Origin of the sequence: Aminobacter sp. SR38, from assembly GCF_014843375.1 — a bacterium.
Taxonomy (GTDB): Bacteria; Pseudomonadota; Alphaproteobacteria; order Rhizobiales; family Rhizobiaceae; genus Aminobacter; species Aminobacter ciceronei.
Genome location: NZ_CP062117.1, coordinates 113973 through 131084, shown reverse-complemented (window position 1 = coordinate 131084; position 17112 = coordinate 113973). Strand labels below are relative to the sequence as shown.

Below are 17112 nucleotides of genomic sequence, written 5' to 3'. Positions count from 1 at the left end.
AAAGACTTTTTGTCACTTGGCTGAAACCCACCTCATGATCCGCAAAAAAGGAATTAGCTCCGGCGCTTAGAGTCTGACTCGAAAAGGTTTCAACAATATCCGTACCTTGCCAAGCGCCGTGTCAGGACCCGAATGTGGGCGATAGTGATCCAGGCCTCAGCTGATGCGATGGACTTTGACCAATCCTTCGCCAGTCGTCGGCGTCTGCCCAGCCATGCGAAGGTGCGCTCCACGACTCAGCGACGCGGCAGAACCTTAAAGCCTTTGGCCTCGTCCGTCCGCTTGACGATCTGGAGGGTGAACGCAGCGATCTCTTGCAGTGCGCCCTTCAGCTTCGGTCCCGCATAACCCCCCCCATCGGCGAAGATATGTCTCAGCCACGGCCAGCGCCTATGAGACGGTCACCTAGTCCAATTTCAACTCTATTTTTTGATTCAAAGAGTGGTGAGCAGTGACGTTGTGGTTCTTGACAGGATACATGTGTCGTAATAGGAAACACTAAAACGGAATTAGACACGGGGCGCCATTTTGATGACAAATGACAACCAATATGACTTGGCAATTATCGGTGCCGGCCCAGCTGGTCTTTTCGCCGCCTATTATGCTGGGTTTCGCGGCCTGAAAACCGTGATGTTTGATGGTTTGCCGCAAGTCGGCGGGCAGATTTCGACGATGTATCCGGAGAAGAAGATCCACGATGTTGCCGGGTTTGCCAGCATTCGAGGTGCTGACTTCGTGAAGAACCTCTTCGAGCAATCGAGACGGCAGGAGTATGAGCTCCGTCTTTCCGAGACTATCACAAACCTAGAGTCAATGGATGACGGCTCGTATGAGCTTCGATCCGACAAGGGGTCGGTATTCAGCGCGAAGGCCGTGATAATCGCCGCCGGGCTGGGAAAGTGCCAACCTCGTTCTCTTCCGATCCTCGAGGAAGTTTTCTCCCCGAACATTATCCACTTTGTACCTGATCTTGCGGTGCTCGAAGGACACAACGTTGTGGTCGCCGGTGGCGGCGATAGTGCGGTCGACTGGGCGCTTGCTGCTCTCCCTCGAGCAAAGTCTGTCACGGTCGTCCATCGCCGCAATCGCTTTCGGGCGCACGAAGCTAGTGTCAAGGAAATGTACGACAGCGGCATCCGGATCGTCGCGCCAGGTGAAGTCGTCGCATATCGGTCCGAGGCGGGCCAGGAGTTTCTCACGATTGATGCGGCGGGAAAGTCAGAAGAACTGCAATTCGGCAAGTTTGTAGTTGCCCTCGGCTTTCAGTCCGATCTTGGCCCAATGAGCAATTGGGGCCTCAACGTCGATGGTTATCGCATACCGGTGCAGCCGGACATGCAAACTTGCCTGCCCCGTGTTTTCGCCATCGGTGATGTTAGTGAATATCCGGGGAAGGTGCGGCTCATGGCGGTCGGCTTTGGCGAAGCGTCCATCGCAGTGAACCATGCGGCTGCAGCAATAAACCCGGGCACGTCTGTGTTGCCCGGTCATAGCACCAACGAAGGATGAGCGATGCCATACGTCATCAACGACAATTGCATAGGCAGCAAAGACCAGGCCTGCGTCGATGTCTGCCCGGTCGACTGTATCTATGAGGCCGAAGGGCGACTTTGGATACAGCCTGACGAATGCACAACTTGCGGCGCATGCGAGTCCGTCTGTCCCGTCGAGGCGATTTATTACGCTGATGATGACAGCGACAGCCAGGATCTGAGGGAAGCGAGGGAATTCTTCGCTGCGGTTCTCCCTGGTCGCGACACGCCTGTCGGGAGCCCAAGAGGCGCTGCAAAATTAGGAATGATCCGTAGCGATCATCCACGAGTCTTGGAGGTGTTGGCAGGAGCAAAATAAAAAATACAGGGTTTAAGCTTTCCAATCCAAGCACACTGGGAGAAGATGAAATGGCGAATGATAAAGATGCGGAAATCGCAGATGCAAAAGCATTTGTGGAAGCGAACAACGTGGACACTCTCCGCGTTGGAGCAGTGGATATTGATGGCGTATGGCGCGGTAAACAGTTCGGCACTGAATATTTTCTGAATGCCGTCGCGAAAAACGGCACCAACATTGCAAACGTCCTGTTCGGTTGGGACGTCGCCGACGAAGTTGTGGAAGGTCTAGCTTACACCAATTGGGATACCGGTTATCCGGACATCAAACTTGTTCCCGACCTGCCTACGATGAAGCTCATTCCGTGGGAGGCGCGCACGGCTGCAGTATTCTGTGATATGCGGTCGATCGATGGTGATCCCCTGAATCTATCGCCGCGCGACATTCTCCGCAGTGCCGTGGACAAAGCCAATGGAATGGGGTTTGTGCCCAAGGCAGCCTATGAATTCGAGTTCTATCTTTTCAATGGCACCATTGCCGAACTCGCCGAAAATCAGTGGCGCGATCTGAAGCCTTTGCGCAAGAGCGGCTACTGTTACAGCATGCTTCATCACGCCGGCTCGGAAGACATTCTCGGCCAAATTCGCAATCAATTGCGTTCTGCTGGCATTGAAGTCGAGGCAACCATCAGCGAACACGGCCCGGGCCAACATGAAATTAATCTGAAGTATTCGGACGCTATTTCGGCCGCCGACAATGCGATTTTCGCAAAGTATGCCATCAAGGACATTGCTTCGAAGAACGGTTGCACCGCCACCTTTATGGCCAAGCCCAACGCGGTTTGGGCCGGCTCTTCCGGCCACATGCACATGAGCCTATCGGCCTTTGATGGAAAGCCTGCTTTTGCCAATAGCAACGATCCGAAGATGCTGTCGGAAATCGGAATGTCGTTCCTCGCCGGCATGAAAGAACTCTCCCGCGAGATGTCGGCGATTTATTTGCCGAACGTGAACTCCTACAAGCGGACCAACGGAGGATCATGGGCAGCAGCTAATTCTTCTTGGGGTGTCGACAATCGTACGACTTCGTTCAGGGCGATTCCTTCTTCGGGTCCGGCGGCGCGCGTCGAAAATCGCATTCCCGGTGCCGACACCAATCCGTACCTCGTCATTGCGACGAGTCTTCTCTCTGGTCTTTACGGCATCGAGAATGGCTTGAAAGCTGGTGAACCCTTCAAGGGGAACGCCTACCAGGCAACCGCCGCGCAAGCGCGACCACTCGCCGGCTCTCTTGAAGAAGCAATGGGCCTGTTCCAGCAGAGCAAGGTCGTTAGAGAGTTGTTTTCTGAGGATTTTGTCAATCACTACGTGCAAATGAAGAAATGGGAACTCCGTCGGACTAACACCCACATCACCGATTGGGAGTTGGGCCGCTATCTCGATATCATCTGACAGAGTAGCCGAAACGGCCCCGCCTTTGCGGGGCTGCCAAGCGCAAGGAAGGAGAAGAAAACTATGAGTAATGTAAGCGACGTGGCTAAAGCCTTCGACTATCATGGCGAAGCTCTCGACAACATTTTCGATACCTACGCCGAACTTCGTTCGAAGTGCCCTGTTGGTCGGAGTGAGCAACATGGCGGTTTCTGGTTCGTAACCAAGAGTGACGACATTTTTGCGGCCGAACAGGACCCTTCAACGTTCTCGGTTGGGCCGAGCATGATGTATCCGCCGGTTTCCGAGGTGCCGCTGCCGCCTATCGATATCGATCCGCCCGAGCATACCGCCTACCGCAAGATCCTGCTCCCGCTCTTCACGCCGCAGGAACTCAAGAAGCTCGAGGAACCAATTCGCAGGACAGCACAAAACCAGGCCCAGGAGTTCCTTAAGATGGGATCTGGAGCCGACGCCTCCTACGGATACGCTCGCCCCGTCCCGATGATCATCTTCGGCCGCCTTGCAGGCTATCCAGAGTCGGATTGGCCGAAATTCGACCAGTGGATCGATGACATCTTCTATGAGCGCATTCACAATGCGCCGAAGGCGGAAGCCGCGCAGCAGGCCGTCTATGACTACTTCGCGAATTTGTTGGACAACTGGAAAGACGACCCATCCTCGGCGACTCTCATCGATTACCTTTGCCGGGCCAAGATCGACGGCCGTCCGTTGAGCCGCGACGAACTGCTCCGCTATTGCTATCTCCTGTTCCTTGCAGGGCTCGATACGACGGCATGGGCCATTCGCTCGGGGCTGTGGTTCCTTGCCAACAACCCCGACGCGCAGAAGAAACTTCGCGATGATCCGAGTTTGATCCCACTTGCCTGTGAAGAGTTTCTGCGCTGCCTTTCGCCGGTGCAGGGCATGGCTCGCACATGCCTAAAGGACACTGTGATTCGCGGCCAGGAGATCAAGAAGGGCGAACGCGTCGTTCTTGTCTTCGGGGCAGGAAATCGGGACGAAGAAGTCTTCCCGAATCCCGACAAGATCGATATCGAGCGGCAGGAGAACCGCCATCTCGGCTTCGGCGGCGGCATTCATCGCTGCTTGGGCTCCAACCTGGGGCGTCGCGAGCTCGTTGTCGGAATCGAGGAATTCCTGAAGGCCGTACCCGAGTTCCGAGCTGCCGATCCTTCTCAGAAATGGCACGGCGTCGGCCCGCTCAATCTCACGTTCTAGGAAGGGATACCGAGATGAAAGTATCTATCAACGAAGGTCGTTGTCAGGGACATGCCCGGTGCATCTATTTTGCACCGGAGGTCTTCGAAATCGACGACGAGGGCTATGCCAAAATCAAGCCAGGCTTTGAAACCGTTCCTCCGGAGTTGGAGGACAAGGTTCGTAAGGCCTGTGCGAACTGTCCGGAACTCTCGATCATCGTGACCGAGTAACCGAGCGGGCTGGGACGTATGACGATGAAGCGAATTTTGATCGCGGACGGAAACATTCCAGCCGACCGCGCCGTTTTCACAAGATTCAACGGATGCGCCCCAAGTGGGATGTTCGATCAGCTGCTTCGCACGGGCTGGTCGAACATCGAAACAGAAATCTTGTATCCGACTGATGCAGATGCTGCTGCTTCTCTCCCGCTTGAGGCGTATGACGGCATTCTTATTACCGGCTCCAACTCAAATATCTACAAGCGGGAGCCCGGAACATTGCGGCAGATTGAATTCGCTCGCGAAGCGTTCAGATCAGGGACGCCAATGTTCGGAGTATGTTGGGGTCTTCAGTTGGCGACGGTCGCGTTGGGCGGTGACGTTGAGCCGAGTCGCAGTGAAAACTGTCGATGTGAAGCTCCTTTTGGAGAAGCAATCACGTTGGTCCAGGATGACACTGGTTGCATTCATCCGATGCATAAAGATCGTGCTAAAGTCTTTGATGCATTTGCATTTCATTCTGATCAAGTTTCGCGGCTGCCGCCAAACAGCACCATAACTGCGAGCAATAGAAATTTCATACAAGCCGCTGAGATACGTTCAGAGAAATCCGTTTTCTGGGGGGTCCAATACCATCCTGAGCTCAGCGGCGCTGGAATGGCTGGCTTTCTACGAGGATCGATCAACGAGCTTTATCAAGCGGGTCGGTACCATTCACTGGAAGAAATCGAGGCTGCGGCGGCCGCGATGGAAAGTTTTGCGCATGCTGTACCGATCGCTGAGGCCCATAGCCGTCATTTTGAGAAAATCGATCCAGCTCGCTTTGAATTCAGGCCACTTGAACTTATCAACTGGGTTGAAAAGCTCGTCATAGGGGCCGACAACGACCGGTGAGTGCAAAGGGCCGATGGCGCGCGTGATTTGGAGGATCAGTCAAAAATTTCGTGTACTTCTGCGGGCCATGATCTCTTGTCGCGATGGTTAGGTTGTTCTCCGCGGTGGGACGTTGCCAATACGGAACTGGGACAGTTAGGCAGTAGCTCATCCAGCTTCCGCAGACGGAAATAGAACGATAGGGATGATCTTGTGCGCTTGCCCAACGTTGCCATTGTTGCTGTTGACGGCTTCGGTCCCTATCAGATGGCCGTTCCGCTGGTAGTTTTTGGCAATTTTCTGCCTGGAGTCGAGCTCTTTAACCTAAAGATATGCGCTGGTGAGGTAGGTCCTCTGCGTTCCGGGCTCGGCTTGCAGATCGAAACAAGTGACGGTTTGGCTGAAATTGCGCATGCGGATATCGTGATAGTTCCATTCTGGCGGGACCCCGCAGAAAGGCCACAACAAGCACTCCTAGACGCGGTTGGCCAAGCGCATGCGCGAGGGGCATGGATAATCGGCCTTTGTCTCGGCGCTTACATTCCCGCCTATGCTGGATTGTTGGACGGTAGTAGGGCTTCCACTCACTGGGAAGTCGAGCAAGATTTCTTATCGCGCTTCCCAAAGGCTGTTTTGGATCGAAACGCCCTCTTTATAGATGACAATGGCATAATCACTTCTGCAGGGACGGGTGCTGGAATGGATTGCTGCCTCTACGTTGTCCGCAAACTCTACGGCTCCACCATTGCAAACAGTGTTGCGAGAAGATTGGTCTTGCCGCCGCAAAGGGAAGGCACGCAGGTGCAACTGATAGAGAGGCCGGTTCCACCCGCTACGAAGGATGCGAGGATTTACCGCCTTCTCGATGAAGTGAGGATGAATTTACGCCGGGAGTACAGTATTGATGAACTCGCCAAGCGTACGTCGATGAGCAGGCGCAGTTTTACGCGTAACTTTTTTCGTGTCACGGGCATGTCCTTCGGCACTTGGTTGCGAGCAGAACGGATCAAGATTGGCAGGGAAATACTTGAAACGACCGATCACAACATAGATCGAGTGGCGGAAATCGCAGGATTTGGATCTACAGCCCTGTTTCGTCAGTATTTCAAGTCTGTTTTCGGATGTCCTCCAACAAAAATCCGTAGAAGAAACTCAGAAGCACCAAATGTGAGCGAGCTAGCCTCGTTGCAATGAGAGGCTTTCTCGGTCGGTTGTAGAAGTAGGGCGGCTGTTCGCTCTCTGTCCATCCCGGCGTGTGCACCCATTGGCGTCGCTGCCCCGCCGCCGCTTGATCCCCGTGAACACAAGGTACGTGGTGCGGCTGCCATCTGGCCCTAGAACGACGACAATTGGCCTGTCGCAAGCTTTTTCCGTAAGCGCTGTTTTGAGGGCACGTCGGTTTAGGCTTGACGGAAGGGGATAACGTTGTTGCCGCGCATGAACGCGAGGGCACCTTCTGCCTCGATGGTTTTCACCGCTAAGTCACGCGCGACTGCATCGGATTCGAATTGCTCTTCCCAGACGTGACTGGTGTTGTTGTGGTCAACAACCTCAAGGGTCCAGGTCTTGTCGGTTTCCAGGCGGAAGATGTCGATTGAGAAGGAATAGCCATCAACGACGATCCTCTTGCTCTTGCCAGAAGTCACCAGATTGGGTTCATCGTCGTCGATCATGTCGCAGGCCCAGCTTAAGTAACGCGGCGAGTATGCCGTTGGAGTCCAGCTCGTCAAGCGGCTGGCATGGCGGCGCTTGTGAAGTTCCAGGGCAGCAATTCATCGATCCGGCTTTGTTTGTGGCCATTGACGATGGCGGTGAGCGTCGTGGTCAAGTAGGCCTGTGGATCGACGGCATTGAGCTTGCAGGTCTCAATGAGCGAGGCGATGGTCGCCCAGTTCTCTGCTCCGGCATCATGACCAGCAAAGAGTGCGTTCTTCCGATTAAGGGCAATCGGACGGATGGTCCGCTCTACGCTGTTGTTGTCGATCTCGATGCGGCCGTCGGTCAGGAAGAGCTTCAAACCATCCCAGTATTTGGCGATATAGGCCAAAGCGTCGCCAAGCGGAGATTTGGTTGCGACGCGGGCACGATGATGCGCGAGCCACGTTTGCATGTCGGCAACCAGCGGTGCTGATCGTTCCTGTCGTCCGGCGAGGCGAGCCTCCGGATCAAGGCCTCGCAGCTCGGTCTCGATCCGATACAGCTCACCGATCCGTTTGACGCCTTCCTCCGCAATCGGGGCTGCTCCGTTGCGGGTAATCTCCACCAGCTTGCGCCGAGCATGGGCCCAGCAGTAGGCAAGCCGAATATTCTGACGAATCCGGTCTGGTGCGACCAGCCTGTTGTACCCGGCATAACCATCGACTTGCAGAACGCCGGAGAAGCCCTGCAATATCCATTCGGCATGAATGCCACCGCGACCAGGCGCGTAGGTGAATGCGACACCTGGCGGAGCACCGCCGCCCCAAGGGCGATCATCTCGCGCCAGCGCCCAGAAGTATCCGGTCTTGGTCTTGCGGGAACCTGGATCAAGAACCGGAGCACGAGTCTCGTCCATGAACAGCTTGGCTGAACGCTTCAGGTCGGCGATCAACGCATCGAAGACGGGACGCAGTTCATAGGCTGCCCGACCGACCCAGTCAGCGAGCGTGGATCGGTCGAGGTCAATGCCCTGGCGGCTCATGATCTGCGCCTGCCGATAGAGCGGAAGATGATCGGCATATTTGGAGACCAGCACATGGGCGACGGTCGCTTCCGTCGGCAGCCCAGCCTGGATAAGGCGAGCCGGGGCTGGAGCCTGAACGACACCGTCAGTGCAGGCACGGCACGCGTACTTGGGGCGACGGGTGACGATGACACGGAACTGCGCCGGGACCACATCAAGCCGCTCGGAGACATCCTCGCCAATGCAATGCAGGCAAGCGCCGCAGTCGCAAGTCAGGCTTTCCGGCTCGATCACCTCTTCGACACGGGGGAGATGCTTTGGAAGGGAGCCGCGATTGATTGCGCGCGGCTTGCTGATCCTGTTTCCTCCAGGAGCGTCCGCCTCATCCTCAGCATGGATCACGGCCATAGCCGTCTCCAGGTCTTCCAGCGCCAAGTCGAATTGATCGGGATCGGTCTTCTCAGATTTGCGTCCGAAGGCGGCCTGCTTAAATGCTGCGACCAGCTTCTCAAGCCGTTCGATCCGCTCATCCTTGCGGGCGATATGCTCGTCTTTGCTGGCTATCGCGGAGTCTTTGGCCACCTCGCGTGCCTGCGCCGCAATCAGCATCGCCTTCAGGGCGGCAACATCATCGGGAAGGTCGGCGGCATCAAGCATGGCCGGAAGCTACCAAATCCCGAGCCGACTTGCCCTCGGAATTTGCGGTGCTGAGTCATCGTGCCGCAGCTATTCGATGGCCTCCGGCGTCCTCGTCTGGACGGCATGAACCCGCCGCCAATCGAGTCCCGCAAACAGGGCTTCGAATTGGGCGTGGGTGAGCGTCATTAGACCATCTTTGATGCTGGGCCAGGTGAACGTGTGCTCTTCTAGCCGTTTGTAGGCCATGACGATCCCGGACCCATCCCAGTAGATGAGCTTCAAACGGTCCGCCTTGCGTGACCGGAACACGAAAACCGTTCCGGTGAACGGGTCCTTGTGCAGTTCATTCTTCACCAGCGCCGCCAAGCCATCGTGACCCTTGCGGAAATCTACGGGTTTGGTCGCCATCATGATCCGCACGCGGTTTGACGGAAAGATCATGTTGCCGCCGCCAAGGCGCGGGCGATGGAAGCGATCCGGGACGCAGACGCACCTTCCTCAAGACGGATCGTTACAGCGCCAACAACGATCTCGGTCCGGGAGACGGCTTTGACCGTCGGCGGCTCCAGCGCGGGTGTCCCGACAACCACGGCCGCAAACTGGGGTCTGAGTAGCAACGGAACAGAAAACCTACATAAGGATTTCAAGGCTCTTCGTCCGGATCGACATTTTTCGGATCGCGTAGCGGCCTGAGTTCGCCTCGGGCCACGAATTCTGGGAGCGTAAATGCGTATCGGCCGACCATGTTGACATGTCTGAAGCCGAGCGGCGACAAGCGCGCGACATCCTCCGGCCTGACATCGTACCTTTCGACTACGAGTTGGTTGAGGGCGGCATCCGTGTAGATGGTGTTCCACAGCACGACGAGATTGACGACCAGACCGAGTGCTCCGAGCTGGTCTTCCTGACCTTCACGATAGCGCTGGCGCAATTCGCCGCGCTTTCCATGGAAGATGACGCGGGCGAGCTGATGGCGTCCTTCACCGCGATTGAGCTGGATGAGAATACGGCGCCTGTAGCTTTCATCGTCGATGAATCGCAGAAGATAGAGGGTCTTGATGAGGCGGCCGAGTTCCTGCAGGGCGCGAGCAAGACGGGTTGGCCGGTCATTGGTCTGAAGGGTCCGGGTGAGGCCAGCGGCCTGTACAACACCGAGTTTGAGGGAGCCAGCAAGCCGCAACAGATCGTCCCAATGGTCGGCGATCAGCTTCATGTTGATCCTGTTCGACGCGATATTGTCGAGGATGCCGTAGTCGGCTTTAGCATCGACGCGCCAGAATCTCGCGCCGCCGACATCTGCAATGCGAGGGCTGAACTGGTACCCGAGCAGGTAGAATATGCCGAAGATGGTGTCGGTATATCCAGCCGTGTCGGTCATGATTTCTGTCGGCTGAAGCTCGGTCTCCTGTTCCAGCACGATGGCGAGCAGATTGAGGCTGTCGCGCAGGGTGCCGGGAACGGTCATGGCGTTAAGGCCAGTGAACTGGTCCGAGGCGAGGTTGTACCAGGTGACACCGCGCTCCTGCCCAAAATATCGCGGATTGGGGCCGGAATGAATGGTGCGGACCGGCACGACAAACCGCAATCCATCGGCGGAAGCCACTTCGCCGCCGCCCCATTTCCTCGCCAACGGGATGGCGTTTTGCGCCGCGACCAGGGCGGCGTTTGCAGCGATCAGCGTCTCGGCGCGCAGGAAGTTTTGCTTGACCCAACTGAGCCGCGAGCGTCGAAGTGCCGGGACATCGAGGCGTACCAGCGGCTCGAATCCAGTATTGGTCGCCTCGGCGACAAGAACGGCGCAGATGCTGGTTGCGATGTTTTCTGCGCGGGAACCGCCCTCGCTGGCGTGGGTAAAGAGATCGGCAAAGCCGGTTCTCGCATGCAATTCCATGATCAGTTCGGGCAGATCGAGCCGAGGCAGACGCGCGTCGATCGCGGCGCGCAGCGCGGTGAGGCTTGGCGGTTCCTCGATCTTTTCCAGGCGTTCGAGGGACAGGTCAGAATCTTCCGAGGTATTGATGATGGTGACGGCTGGGTTCATCGGGACACGATCGGCGGTTTCCCGATAGGCGAGGTCCAGCCGGCTCGACAAACGCCCGAGTTCTTCGTCAGCGATGGTGGAGACGCCGACGGTACGGCAGACCGTCGGACGAGCCGCTTCCCATGCCGGACCTGATAGCAGCCCCTTGCGCGGATCGGCATACCGCAATGAGCGAACCGGAAAGATGTCGCGCCGGCGAATAGCGCGGCGAAGCTCATCGAGAATGCAGAGCCGGTATCCTGTCAGATCGACAGCCCCGTCGACGGTCTTTAGTTGAGTAAGCCATGCCTTCGGCGCAAAGGCTGTCGGCGGTGGACCTGTGCGTTTGCGGCCGGAATGAACGGCACGAAGATAGTCGATCGCCTCCAGCAAAGGCCGACAGCGGGGCAGCACCAAGATCGAGGCTGGCGAGCAGCCCCGGCGTATAGGCAATCTTCCGATTGTGTTTCCTGAGTTCGGTAAAATAGGTGTCGTCATGGGGCTCGGCGAGTACGCCGACGCGCTCGACCGCCGCATCGAGCGTATTCCTGTCAATCAGCTCGAAGATCGCAGCGCGAACGGCGCCGTCGGGCGTTTCGGGATCGAGGATGACAATTGCCGCGTCCCGCAACTTCAGCGCTGCGGCGTCGAGATCACGCAGCGACCGTAACCTGGCCTGTTTGGCGGCCGAAGACGCCTCCGACACCATCGATGTCGTGACCGCATCAAACAGATCGATGACATCGTCTCCAGCCGAAGCCTCAAGGGTTCGGATGAAGGCCAGCAGAGTTGCGGCGCGTCGATCATCCGGCAGTCGCGAAACGGCCTGAGCCTTTGCGGCGCTGGCAAACCGCGCCAGCGCCATGACCCTGCCCGGCGGCAAGCGATCGATTGAGGGCAACCCGCTGGCAAGGGTCCGAATCTCCTCCAGTCGCCCGAGGGCACGGCTGATCTCCCGGCCGCTTTGAATGTAGGGACCATCGCGTAGCCGGTCGAGCGGACTTTGCCTGTCACCTTCGGGAACCGCGACCAGGCTATCCAGCCGCGCCCGCTGCTCTGGTGTCATCGCCCCGATCAGCAATTTATGCAGCCGGCTGTTCGCCCGCGTGCGAACCCTTGCCACGGCTCTTTCCAGCACAGACAGGCCCGGCAGCAGCACCTTGGCTTCCAGCAACCATGCGACGGCACGGTCGAAGAGCGCCGAGGGTCGATCCGATCCCGTCCAGCACAGGGCGTAAAGAAAGCGGTTGAGCCGAAACGCGACGCCGTAATTGGTGTAGGTCCGGTAGCCATAGTGCTGACGAATGCGGAGCGCATGTCGCCAGCGTCCTTCACTGCGCACATATTCTGCAATCAGGCGCTCGGGATCGGAGAACGAAAGCTGGCGCCCGGTGAAGCGCAGCGCGGTGGCAGGAACCTGACCTGGATCTTCGAGAAACATCCCGAGCATCCTCAACGATCCGAGCTGGACAGCCACGCCGAGCCGATTGTGATCGCCGCGATGCGTCGCGACGAATCCGCGATCGACGTCATCGAGATGGAAATAGCGCGCCAATTGATCCGGAGTAAGCTCACCGGGAAAGCGGCCATATTCCCGCGCCTGGCTCTCGCTCAGAAACCCGACCGGCACGGCCTTCACGCCTGAACGCTGTTGTCGCGCTTCACTCGACGCTTGCTTGCCAGCAGCTCATTTGCCCGCTCGCGGGGCTTTCCATTCGCATCGACATAGGCATAGAGCGTCGACAGCGAAACGCCGAGTTCCGCCGCAACGTCGCGCGCTGCGTTGTCGCGGTCGGCCATCATAGCCATGGCTGCCTTCAGCTTCTTCAGCGTCATGACGCGCGGGCGCCCGCCGGCGCGACCTCGGGCACGGCCGCTGCCAGCCCGCCATGGTGCGCTCATGGATGAGATCGCGCTCGAATTCCGCCAGAGTGGCAAATATGCCGAATACAAGGCGGCCGGTTGTCGTCGTGGTATCCACGTCGCCGGTAAGGACTTTGAGGCCGATCCCACGTTTCTGCAGGTCGCTCACCATCGTGACGACATGCGCAAGCGAGCGGCCGATACGATCGAGCTTCCAGACGACAAGCGCATCGCCAGCTCGAGCGATCTCAAGGGCCTTGTCCAGACCGGGGCGCTCGGTGGCACGTCCGGAGCACACGTCATCATAAATCTTCTCGCAACCGGCACGCTCAAGGGCGTCGCGCTGCAGATCGAGATTCTGTTCGCCGGTCGAAACCCGCATATAGCCAATCAGCATGATCGCTCCCCCTTCATATTAACTTAGGCGTAAAGGAGTTTGTCGGCTATAGGTTTCTGGATGGGTATTTATGAAATTTGACGGCTTCTCCGGAATTTTTGCGGGCAGCTTTGCAGCGTCACATCAAACCGGGGTTTGTTGCGACGTTCGGGCAGGGCTTTTGTGGATGCCACAGGTGGAGCAAAATCTCTTGCGAGCGAAACGTGATGACTGAAAATGACGACCACCAGGATGTCGCTGACCTGCCGCCAGAAGACAAAATGGGCTTTGCTGTTCCGAAGACACCGACCCACTCGCTCATGCTTTTGAACAGCTACATGCGGACCGACATGCTGCAGCACATCCATTTGCGCCTTCATAAGATGAGGGATGAGGACGGGCCTGGTTCGCCGTTGCATCATATGGCGAAAAGCCTCGAACAGGTTATCGACACCTGGGACGGCATCAATCTGTTCGAGTGTTTTACCCGCAACCAATTCCACATCGATCCGGATTACGAGTTTCGGCCGGAGCAGGATTACCTCCATGACATCAGGCTGATGAAGCATCAGCTCAAATGCCACAGGAAAACGATTAGGGAGCTGGGCCGCTGGCGCTGACCGCTGAGATGTGAAATCCCTTATGTAGGTTTTCTGTTCCGTTGCTACTCAGACCCCAAACTCGACCGCGTCTTCTGGCTCAGGCAACACCAGCTTCCCCTGCCGTGCCAGTGTTCGCCAAGATGACAGGTGGTTGGCCTTCAGCCCGTAGCGCCCCGCTACTTCATTCACCGTCGCGCCTGGTCGCAAGCTCTCGGACACGATCCGTGCCTTGACCTCGTCAGGCCATTGGCGATTGCCTTCGCGTCGCCTACGTCCTGTAGTGAGTACCTCCAATGTAGTCTCCATGGAGAAACTCCTTGTCGCTCGTCCATGGAAACTCGATCACAGATCAAGCAACAGCGGGCAACGTGGGATCAAAACTCCGGTTACCTTTTTCCTCGGCCCCGCAGGCATAACATGTGGTGGCGCTCCAGACGGACCAACCCAATCGGAGCTACACGCAAAGGGGAACAAAAATGCGAATTCGCCAGATAAGAAATGCTACGGTCTCGCTTGAGTTTGGCGGTATCAGATTCCTAATCGACCCTTGGCTCGCTGAAAAGGACGCTTATCCCGGCTTTGCCGGAACAGCCAATGATCATCTTCGAAATCCGACTGCTGCACTTGTTGTGCCGATGTCTGAGATCGTCGATGTGGATGCCGTCATCCTGACGCATGCGCATCCGGATCACTGGGATCATGCGGCGGCCGAAGCGATCCGCCCGGACATTCCGTTCTTCACGCAACATTTTGGCGACAAGGCGCTGGTGAGTGACGCCCGCTCTATCGTCTTGGACAATGGTCTGCATGTCAGACAGGTGGACGGCAAGACTTTCACTGATGTCCGCGTTCTCACAGGCAACCCTGAATTCATGGGCGTGAAGCTTAAGAAGGTTCCCGGCCAACACGGCTCGGACGTTGCGATCCAGAACGCTTATGATCTCTTGCAGGAAGTTTGCGGGCTGGTCATCAGTCATCCCGATGAGAAGACTCTCTACCTTGCCGGTGACACTATTTGGAACGAATATGTCGAGGCGAATATTGCCGAATACAGGCCCGACGTGATCATCGTCAATGCCGGCGACGCGCAGATTCCGGGGCTCGGTCACATCATCATGAACTGCGATGACGTTGCCCGTGTCTGCGAGGCGGCGCCCAACGCGACCATCATTGCCAGCCATATGGACGCGGTCAATCACGGGATGACATCGCGCTCCCAACTTCGCGACTACCTCCAGAAAGCCGGGCTGTCACATCGTGTTCTCGTACCTGAGGACGGCGAGAGCCTGACCGTCTGATCAGGCTAAATTGCAAAAGAGGAGAAAGTCATGTCACTTGATGAAAACAAGAAGCTGGTCCAGCAATTCTACGATGCGATCAACCGCGAAAAATTCGAAGAGCTTGATGCTCTTTGCCACAAGGACTTCGTCTTCTACAGTCAGGTCGATACACCGAAGCCTGGCGTGGCCGGCTTCGTTAATTCCGAGAAATCGGCATTCGATGCCTTCAAGTCGTTCCGCTTTCCGCTGGAACTCATGGTCGCCGAAGGCGACAGGGTTGCCGCCTACCTGATCTTCGAAGCCAAGGACCAGACTTTGCCGACAATGGGCGCTGAACCCCATGGCAAGAGCTGCAGGATCTCCGTGTTCTGCCTGCTAACCATCAAAGAAGGAAAGATCTTCGAAAAGCGCGCTCATTTCGATGTAGCCGATATTCGTAGGCAGCTTGCTGCTTGAACCTGCTGGAGCATTCCGAGTATGGAATGCTCCTTCCTCGTCAATCTTTGTGGATGAAAAGGTTGTATCCCTTCGGCGAAGCTTGCAATTACCCACATCTGAGTGTCGCTTGCCGATAATTGATCGGAATGCCGGCCGGCTTCACGTCGGAATCCGCATCGAGATTGAGTCAGACCCCAATTTTGACCCCCCACCTGTTTTGTCTGACCATCCGTCTTTTGCTGGCGGATGGGGGGGAGTTACGATAGCAACGCCATCCGGGCCAAGGCGGCCGAACGAGGGGCTTGGGCCAACATCCCGCCGAAAGCCAACCGCAAGGGAAGCGTCTCATTCTCAGACTGGGTCTACAGGCAACGCAATCTCGTGGAACGGTTCTTCAACAGGATCAAACACTTCCGAGGCATCGCCACCCGTCACGACAAAAACCAACACTCAATCCCATCGAGATGGCGTTTTCCAAGCTCAAGACACTCCTGCGAAAACAGAAGGCAAGAACCTATAATGACCTCTGGAAAGCCGTCGGAAAAGTCTGCGATCTCTTCACACAAGAGGAATGCTGGAACTATTTCAAACACGTAGGATGCGCTGCAGGGTAAGGGCCCGACGCTCTAATTATATGAATCAACTCGGTAACATGATCCGGCGACGTCTCCGGATGAATTCCGTGGCCAAGGTTGAAGATGAAGGGCCCATTTCCCAGTCCTTCGAGCAGATGTTGCGCGGCATCCCTAAGCGCGTAACCGCCTACCAAAAGGCGCAGGGGGTCTAAATTGCCCTGAACAGGGCCTTGCTTCTGCAACTCAGCGATGAAGGATAGCGGCTGGGTCCAATCTACCCCGAGACAATCCGCACCAGTGCGATCCCGGACATCTCGAAGCTTCACGCCTGCACCTCTTATGAACACTATGATCCTCGCTTGTGGCCTTTGTGACTTCACCAAGTAAATCATCCGTGCGATCGGCGCGATGGAAAACTGATCGAAATCCTCTTCACCGAGAACATCGGCCCACGATTCAAAAATCTGCAGTACGTCGGCACCTGCGTCAAACTGCCGAATCAGATAATCGGCAGAGACATCCGCGAGCAGGGACAAAAGCCGATTGAACGACTTGCGGTGTGCGTGCGCAAACTTTCGCGCGGGCAAATGATCGGCAGTCCCCTGACCCGCCACCATGTAAGTTGCGACGGTCCAAGGTGCACCACAGAAGCCAATCAAAGTCTTATCGTCGCCAAGATCTCTTCGGGCTAACCGGATTGCCTCGAATACTGGCATCAAGTGTTCGCTTATGCCTCCCACATTAAGCGCGGCTATCCGATCGCAATCGACAGGTGTCAGTGTGGGTCCACGGCTCTCAGAAAATTTCACCCCGCAACCCAAAGAGTCAGGAATCACTAGAATGTCCGAGAACAAGATTGCAGCATCGAGATTATATCTGCGCACAGGCTGAAGCGTGACCTCAGCAGCCAGTCTGGGCGTATAACAGAGGTCAAGAAATGACCCCACTGAGGCTCGTATTTCCCGATATTCAGGAAGATGCCGGCCTGCTTGGCGCATAAGCCACACAGGAGGCGGCCATTTCCGATTACCGTCGACAACACTTAAGACTTTCTTTTCCGAATCCATTTCCGGGTACTTCCT

The 17112-nt window shown here is 56.6% G+C and carries 15 protein-coding genes and 4 pseudogenes; 11 read left to right on the top strand and 8 right to left on the bottom strand.

Features of this window, described 5'->3' with window-relative positions; translation table 11 throughout:
- Positions 1-89: 89 nt before the first annotated feature.
- Positions 90-389: pseudogene (locus IG197_RS32860) on the bottom strand (transposase); the annotation flags it as partial.
- Between the two features lie 142 nt (positions 390-531).
- On the opposite strand from IG197_RS32860, the gene IG197_RS32855 reads away from it, so the two are divergent.
- The 7 genes from IG197_RS32855 to IG197_RS32825 all read left to right on the top strand — a co-directional run bounded on the left by IG197_RS32855 (position 532) and on the right by IG197_RS32825 (position 6769).
- Positions 532-1509, top strand: a complete 978-nt coding sequence (locus IG197_RS32855) for an NAD(P)/FAD-dependent oxidoreductase (protein ID WP_192321264.1) — start codon at positions 532-534, stop codon at positions 1507-1509.
- 3 nt (positions 1510-1512) lie between these two features.
- On the top strand, positions 1513-1851 hold the full coding sequence (locus IG197_RS32850; protein ID WP_192321110.1) for a ferredoxin family protein: 339 nt from the start codon (positions 1513-1515) through the stop codon (positions 1849-1851).
- 50 nt (positions 1852-1901) lie between these two features.
- Entirely contained in the window at positions 1902-3281 is a 1380-nt protein-coding gene (locus IG197_RS32845) for a glutamine synthetase family protein (RefSeq protein ID WP_192321108.1), read from the top strand.
- 63 nt (positions 3282-3344) lie between these two features.
- Positions 3345-4502, top strand: a complete 1158-nt coding sequence (locus IG197_RS32840) for a cytochrome P450 (protein WP_192321106.1) — start codon at positions 3345-3347, stop codon at positions 4500-4502.
- Between the two features lie 14 nt (positions 4503-4516).
- Positions 4517-4714, top strand: a complete 198-nt coding sequence (locus tag IG197_RS32835) for a ferredoxin (protein WP_192321104.1) — start codon at positions 4517-4519, stop codon at positions 4712-4714.
- Positions 4715-4738: 24 nt separating this feature from the next.
- Entirely contained in the window at positions 4739-5596 is an 858-nt protein-coding gene (locus tag IG197_RS32830; RefSeq protein ID WP_192321262.1) for a type 1 glutamine amidotransferase, read from the top strand.
- A gap of 192 nt (positions 5597-5788) precedes the next feature.
- Positions 5789-6769 (top strand): GlxA family transcriptional regulator, encoded by a 981-nt coding sequence (locus IG197_RS32825; RefSeq protein WP_192321261.1) that lies wholly within the window; start codon positions 5789-5791, stop codon positions 6767-6769.
- Between the two features lie 206 nt (positions 6770-6975).
- On the opposite strand, the gene IG197_RS32820 is transcribed toward IG197_RS32825, so the two are convergent.
- The 5 genes and pseudogenes from IG197_RS32820 to IG197_RS32800 form a co-directional block, all read right to left on the bottom strand.
- Positions 6976-7248, bottom strand: a complete 273-nt coding sequence (locus IG197_RS32820; protein WP_057352977.1) for a hypothetical protein — start codon at positions 7246-7248, stop codon at positions 6976-6978.
- A 53-nt stretch (positions 7249-7301) separates the two neighbouring features.
- Entirely contained in the window at positions 7302-8894 is a 1593-nt protein-coding gene (locus IG197_RS32815; protein WP_192321259.1) for an IS66 family transposase, read from the bottom strand.
- Between the two features lie 69 nt (positions 8895-8963).
- Positions 8964-9317 carry an IS66 family insertion sequence element accessory protein TnpB gene (gene tnpB, locus IG197_RS32810; protein WP_192321099.1) on the bottom strand — a complete coding sequence of 118 codons (354 nt, stop codon included), beginning with the start codon at positions 9315-9317 and terminating at the stop codon, positions 8964-8966.
- A gap of 202 nt (positions 9318-9519) precedes the next feature.
- Positions 9520-12526, bottom strand: a pseudogene (locus IG197_RS32805) (Tn3 family transposase).
- 5 nt (positions 12527-12531) lie between these two features.
- A pseudogene (locus IG197_RS32800) lies at positions 12532-13156 on the bottom strand (recombinase family protein).
- A 206-nt stretch (positions 13157-13362) separates the two neighbouring features.
- Here IG197_RS32800 and IG197_RS32795 point away from each other — a divergent pair.
- Entirely contained in the window at positions 13363-13755 is a 393-nt protein-coding gene (locus IG197_RS32795) for a hypothetical protein (protein WP_192317265.1), read from the top strand.
- Between the two features lie 48 nt (positions 13756-13803).
- Here the strand turns inward: IG197_RS32795 and IG197_RS32790 are convergent, their stop codons facing one another.
- A complete protein-coding gene (locus IG197_RS32790) occupies positions 13804-14043 on the bottom strand; it encodes a transposase (RefSeq protein ID WP_192321257.1) in 240 nt (79 codons plus the stop codon).
- A 170-nt stretch (positions 14044-14213) separates the two neighbouring features.
- Between IG197_RS32790 and IG197_RS32785 the strand changes: the two genes are divergently transcribed.
- From IG197_RS32785 to IG197_RS32775, 3 genes and pseudogenes are all read left to right on the top strand, one after another.
- Positions 14214-15035: an MBL fold metallo-hydrolase gene (locus tag IG197_RS32785; RefSeq protein WP_192321255.1), complete on the top strand. Its 822-nt coding sequence runs from the start codon at positions 14214-14216 to the stop codon at positions 15033-15035.
- Positions 15036-15065: 30 nt separating this feature from the next.
- On the top strand, positions 15066-15473 hold the full coding sequence (locus tag IG197_RS32780) for an ester cyclase (RefSeq protein WP_192321253.1): 408 nt from the start codon (positions 15066-15068) through the stop codon (positions 15471-15473).
- 240 nt (positions 15474-15713) lie between these two features.
- Positions 15714-15899: pseudogene (locus IG197_RS32775) on the top strand (IS5/IS1182 family transposase); the annotation flags it as partial.
- Positions 15900-16035: 136 nt separating this feature from the next.
- Here IG197_RS32775 and hemE read toward each other — a convergent pair.
- Positions 16036-17097, bottom strand: coding sequence for a uroporphyrinogen decarboxylase (gene hemE, locus IG197_RS32770; RefSeq protein ID WP_192321251.1), 1062 nt, complete (start codon positions 17095-17097; stop codon positions 16036-16038).
- Between the last annotated feature and the right edge of the window lie 15 nt (positions 17098-17112).